This is a genomic window from Exiguobacterium sp. A1_3_1, from assembly GCF_048985645.1.
GTDB classification, from domain to species: Bacteria; Bacillota; Bacilli; order Exiguobacteriales; family Exiguobacteriaceae; genus Exiguobacterium_A; species Exiguobacterium_A indicum.
Genome location: NZ_WBYY01000225.1, coordinates 1 through 4,214, shown reverse-complemented (window position 1 = coordinate 4,214; position 4,214 = coordinate 1). Strand labels below are relative to the sequence as shown.

Here is a 4,214-nt window from a genome sequence, read left to right as displayed (position 1 = left end):
ATCGCTTGGATCGAACCGGATACCGTATCGAGTTGTTTTAATCGGACGTGGACCGTCTGTCCGGTCCGGACTGCACGTTCCATGATGTGTTGTAAGGAGAGGCGATCACGAACGATCGTCTCTTCGCGTGATTGATACAGATGTTCAAGATGAAGGATATGCTGGCGTGAAGTCAGTTGTTTCCACTTGCGATTCGATCGTTTTTTAGATGCGAACATGGCTGACCACCTCCTGAATTGAGTCGTACGCTAGATAGTCGTGCGCTCTGCTTCAGTTATTTCCCTTCACGAACAGTGCTTAAACACGTGCTCCTGACATTTTTTCACGAAACGCCTCGATTGCGGCAATCGCTTCTTGATCGTGCTCGACCTCACCTGGTGCATTCCCTTCGGCAAGAATCGCTGTCTCAAGCGTTGCGCCAAGGAACGATGCGATATGCTCGAACTGCGTGACGAGTGCTTGTCCTTTGACGCGTGGATTATCTCCTCCGACCGCAATCAAGTGGAATCGTTTCCCTGCCATCCGACGTTTGAATTCAAGTTCTTCATCGCGCAGTGACTCGCTGAATCGGTCAATGAATAATTTCATCTTCGTCGACATCGAGTACCAGTAAATCGGAGTGATGAACAGGATGTCATCGTGTTCAAGCATCTCTTCGACGATCCGGCGATAGTCATCGCCAATCGGCAAAAAGCCTCCGTGATGACGGCGGTCTTCAATCGGCTGAATCGAGACGTTCGCCAAATCGACAGCAACATGAGGGATTCCTTTCAATGCTTGTTCCCCGAGCCATTCACTGTTTCCTTTACGTGAGCTACCAAAAATTGTATACATATCGTGCATCTCCTTTTGAATTCGATTGTTCTATTCTATTCCAAACTGCACTGTCAATACACCGATATGCTCACAATTGGTTTTGAATAAGGGTTTTGCGGAAAAAGACAAGAAGACGAAAAACAAATAGGGGAGGAACAGTCGAATGGAGAGAAGCACGCTCATTGCGCTAGAAAAACACTTATATGCCATCCACCTCGAGATGGATGGACTGGCGCGCCTCATTACGAAACAATTAATTCATTTGAGCCAAGTGGCTGCATCCGTCGAACATTTTCGACGGATGAGCTTTGATATCTATAAAAATCGGACGTCACTCGAGCAGATTCCGTCACAAGTCTTGTATGAGACGGCACTCGACTACGAAGACTGGCTCGAGGAAGAGTTTGATGAGATTCCTGCTAGCTGGCAGCTGGCAACGAAAGAAGAAGAGGCACTCGAGCAGCTTTGGTGGTTCGAATTCTCACGAATTCAAGCGGAGCTTGAAGAATGGCTCAGTCTCTATCTGATTCGCCGGATTCGAGAAGACGTTCGTTACATGCCACCGGTGATCGAGAAAAATGCCTATGCTTTATCAGAGGATGCCCGCCATGTCTTTTGGCGCCTCTTACAACGCTCTGTCGCGAAGCCTTCATCAAAGATTAAGGCGAACCAACTGTCATGTCGGATGGGCATCGCTGAGATTGCCCGCTGTGCCCGACTTAATCAAGACCGGACGCGTCGTGCGATTGGTGAACTGACGCGTCGTGGTCTGATTGCGATCGAGGAAGATGATGAGAAGCTAAAAATGCGGCTCCGCCTTCAAGTCATCTGATTGAAGGCGATGAATCGTTCGATCATCCGTTCATCTCGACGTGCGGATGGACCAATCCAAATCAGGTGACCAGGACTTTTCGATTCAATGAACTGCGCGTGAGGAATGCTCCGTCGTGCGTGTTCCGAATGCTCGAACGGAACAGCGCGGTCTGACTTCGAATGGACGATCAAGACGGGACACGTGACGGCTTCAAGCCGTTCTCGTTCGATGTCTTGTGTGATATCAAACAAGACACCTCGCCCAGGACCATTTTGAAGACCAACTTCATATAATAACGACGCATCCGTCTCACTAATGTGGGTACGGATCGTTTCGCGTGGTAACAGACTCGTCATCTCGACCATCCGAACTGCTGCTTCTTCAGGAAACTTGCGTATCTTATCCTTCACATACGTCCAAAGCCCCCACTGGATGAACTGTAAAGGACGTTGTAAGACCGGTTGGATCAGAAGACGATGGTACGGCAGGGAAATCCGGTGCGTCATCGCACACGCTAAGACAAGGGCATGGACGCCTGGATCCATTCCAGCAAGCGCGATTGCCGTCGGTCCGCCGGCAGAGATGCCATAAACGGTGTACTGTTTAATCTGACGGGAAGCAAGCCACTTAGAATAGAATGTTGCGAGCGCCTCTGGACTATCAGCGAGCTGAAGTGGGGTTTGTCCGTACCCGGGGCGTGACGGTACGATGACGCGATATCCTGCCGCGATTAACTTCTCGACATGGTAGACTTCTCGGTAATCCGATTGTGTACCATGAATTAATAAAATGACGGGACCACTCCCGCTATCCCGGTATTCAAAACGCTGACCGTTCCATTCTGCGATATAATGCATCCCAATTCTCCTATCTCTTAATTTTTACCATTTTATTGTTAATCTCGTGTTTATTTTCATGTATACTGTAAAGTATAACCAAACCATTGTGACTTAGGAAATGAGGATGCGTAGTGTCTAACGAAAAATTAACGAACCGTGACCGCTTACTTGCTGTACGAGAAATCTTCGAACGTCAGTCGGATGAAGACCATACGTTGACGCTTGAGCAATTGAGCACGGAACTCTCGAAACGAGGACTGATCGAGAAGCTATCCCGAAAATCGTTGAAGGATGATATTGCGGCACTTGCCAAATCAGGTTTTGACGTCGTGGCGGAAGAGACGAAGAATGGACTTGCCATTCCGTATCATCTCGTCAGTCGTCCCTTTGAGCATCATCAACTCCGATTGCTGGTCGATGCCATCGCCAGTGCGAAGTTTATTTCGGAAAGTGAGACGACGTCGCTCGTTCAGACGATTCAGTCGTTGACGAGTGATAAGATGGCGGAGTCTCTCCAGCCGGTACTACATACTGTCAAAAAACCAAAAGGAATGACGTCGCGCTCGATCGATACGATCCAGAAAGCTATCAGTGATGAGTTCGTCATCAGTTTCCAGTACCAAGGAAAGTTTAACGAACGGACGCGAAAGTTCGAGTTACGGAAAGATGGCGAGCATTACCTCGTTTCTCCGGCTCACCTGTTGATGGATAACGGAAATTACTATTTGATTGGACGTGATGAGCGGATCAAAGAGATTCGGACGTACCGGGTCGACCGAATCGTCAATTGTAAAGCGTTTGAACCGATGGAAGAACCGGTCCATGTCGAGCCGAGTTACTTAAGTAACATGTTCAACATGTATGGGGGAGAGAACGAGCAATTGACGCTTAAATTTCAGGAAAGTCTAATGCCGACCGTCGTCGACCGGTTCGGAACGGATATCCGCTGCCGTCGTCTCGATGACCTCTGGTTCGAAGTCAAGGTCGATGCGCTCTTTTCCGACGGGTTCATGATGTGGCTGATTCAATTCGGCAATCAGGCGGAAATCATTGCACCTGTCGAACGCCGGGAGACATTCAAGAACAAGGTGGCAGGTCTTGCGACGATGTATCAAGTCGAAACACCTGCTCTTTAAGAGTTGAAGCAAGGTTCACTTGACCGTGGATCTTGCTTTTTTTAATTATCGAGAAAAAAACTTTTTGTCGTTTTTTGTCGGATATTCATATTTGAATATTTTAAGCGAATAGTTCCAGTTACTATTAAGGATATCTGATACTTATGTAGGAGGAACGACATGCAACAGATGGAAAAAAGCCAATCAAACGGGATGCGGAAACTAGCTACTTTCCTCTTCTTCGTTTGTCTATCCTATACATCGTGGTACTTATTCTCACTTTTTGTCTTTCATCTCGTGTTTCCAGAAGATGTCGTGACATCCTTAGATATCGTCGTATTCGGATTCAGTCCGGTCGTCGCTCTTGTCGTCACCATCGGCTCGTTACGCTTGATCGAACGACGCATGAAACCTAAATTCACACCGCTTTTATTGATCGGATACATCCTTTCGACAAGTGTGCTGATTTATTACTCACTTGCTAACGAACTTCTGCCCCGACTGTGACTTGCAACTCCCTAACAATTGGCATATGCTACGCTTATAGCTTGCTAGGTAAGGGGGGATACGATGAACGCACAGTATATCCTCGACTGGATGCCGCTCGTGATTCCTGTCGGTGCCATCGTC

General features: G+C 47.8%; 6 protein-coding genes. 3 read left to right on the top strand and 3 right to left on the bottom strand.

Annotated elements, in window-relative coordinates:
• Nucleotides 1–218 (bottom strand): hypothetical protein (locus tag F8N00_RS16600; RefSeq protein ID WP_421018607.1); only part of this gene is annotated, 218 nt, incomplete at its 3' end.
• A 79-nt stretch (nt 219–297) separates the two neighbouring features.
• Entirely contained in the window at nt 298–834 is a 537-nt protein-coding gene (locus F8N00_RS16595) for a flavodoxin family protein (protein ID WP_035397365.1), read from the bottom strand.
• 145 nt (nt 835–979) lie between these two features.
• On the opposite strand from F8N00_RS16595, the gene F8N00_RS16590 reads away from it, so the two are divergent.
• A complete protein-coding gene (locus F8N00_RS16590; protein WP_023468317.1) occupies nt 980–1,648 on the top strand; it encodes a hypothetical protein in 669 nt (222 codons plus the stop codon).
• Here the strand turns inward: F8N00_RS16590 and F8N00_RS16585 are convergent.
• On the bottom strand, nt 1,636–2,487 hold the full coding sequence (locus F8N00_RS16585) for an alpha/beta fold hydrolase (RefSeq protein ID WP_055968118.1): 852 nt from the start codon (nt 2,485–2,487) through the stop codon (nt 1,636–1,638). The genes F8N00_RS16590 and F8N00_RS16585 overlap by 13 nt on opposite strands.
• Before the next feature lie 113 nt (nt 2,488–2,600).
• Here F8N00_RS16585 and F8N00_RS16580 point away from each other — a divergent pair, with 113 nt between their 5' ends.
• Together F8N00_RS16580 and F8N00_RS16575 are read left to right on the top strand one after the other, a co-directional pair.
• Complete coding sequence (locus F8N00_RS16580) at nt 2,601–3,605, top strand: helix-turn-helix transcriptional regulator (protein ID WP_035397361.1); 1,005 nt, start codon at nt 2,601–2,603, stop codon at nt 3,603–3,605.
• A 159-nt stretch (nt 3,606–3,764) separates the two neighbouring features.
• Complete coding sequence (locus F8N00_RS16575; RefSeq protein WP_023468319.1) at nt 3,765–4,091, top strand: hypothetical protein; 327 nt, start codon at nt 3,765–3,767, stop codon at nt 4,089–4,091.
• Nucleotides 4,092–4,214 lie beyond the last annotated feature (123 nt).

Coding starts and splice junctions, on each gene's coding strand:
- F8N00_RS16585 (WP_055968118.1), bottom strand. CDS start 2,487: ATGCATTATATCGCAGAATGGAACGGTCAGCGTTTTGAATACCGGGAT.
- F8N00_RS16575 (WP_023468319.1), top strand. CDS start 3,765: ATGCAACAGATGGAAAAAAGCCAATCAAACGGGATGCGGAAACTAGCT.
- F8N00_RS16590 (WP_023468317.1), top strand. CDS start 980: ATGGAGAGAAGCACGCTCATTGCGCTAGAAAAACACTTATATGCCATC.
- F8N00_RS16595 (WP_035397365.1), bottom strand. CDS start 834: ATGTATACAATTTTTGGTAGCTCACGTAAAGGAAACAGTGAATGGCTC.